We start from the raw sequence: 689 nt of genomic DNA, 5'->3' as shown, positions 1-689 counted from the left end.
CGCGGCTGCGGCGCCGGGCCGGCGGGGGCGCCCAGGCGCAGCATCCGGACGGCGCAGAGCACCGCCACCTGGTCGCGCACCAGCCCGTCCAGCCGGCCGGGGCCGCCGACCGCCCGCCGCAGCCGGTCCAGCAGGCGGGTGAGCGGCCGATCCGCCACGTCGGTGCGCAGCGGCAGGGTGGCCGCCGCGCCGGCCGGCCCGTCCTCCTCCGCCAAGCCGGCCAGGAAGGCGGGCGCGACATGCAGGTGCAGGATCAGGCCGCCACCGCGGCTGAGCCACTGGCTGTCGCTGCCGGCCGGGATCACCGCGGCGGCGCCCAGGCGCGGGGGCGCCATGCGGCGGCCGGCGATGCGCGCCTCGCCCGGGGGGCCGGTCGTCTCGAACACGTGGAACAGCACGTGGTGCGCCGCGGGCGGCACGTCCACCTCGTAGCGGCCGGGCGGCAGGTGCATCCCGTCCTGGATCGCCGCGCCGAAGCGGCCGTCGAAGGGCATCCCGCCCTCGAACGCCATGAGGTGCGAGTAGCGGGCGCGGTCGAGCGCGGGCAGCCCGGTATCCGGCCGGAAGGGCAGGGACCTCATGCCCGCCGCCTTCGCCCCTGGCGACCCGGACCCGGCCCGGCGGCCGCCGGCGGCGACCCGCGGGCGGCGATGCCGCGGCCTGGCCGGCCGTGGCGCCGGGCCACGCCG

General features: G+C 80.7%; 1 protein-coding gene. It reads right to left on the bottom strand.

Annotated features, from left to right (window positions below; all coding sequences use genetic code 11):
• A partial coding sequence (locus E2C05_RS32315; RefSeq protein WP_133223664.1) for a hypothetical protein occupies positions 1-581 on the bottom strand: 581 nt, incomplete at its 3' end.
• Between the last annotated feature and the right edge of the window lie 108 nt (positions 582-689).

The sequence above is a fragment of the Paracraurococcus ruber genome (assembly GCF_004353985.1).
Lineage (GTDB): Bacteria > Pseudomonadota > Alphaproteobacteria > Acetobacterales > Acetobacteraceae > Paracraurococcus > Paracraurococcus ruber.
The sequence above is the reverse complement of the archived record's forward strand: the minus strand, read 5'-3'. Positions and strand labels throughout refer to the sequence as shown.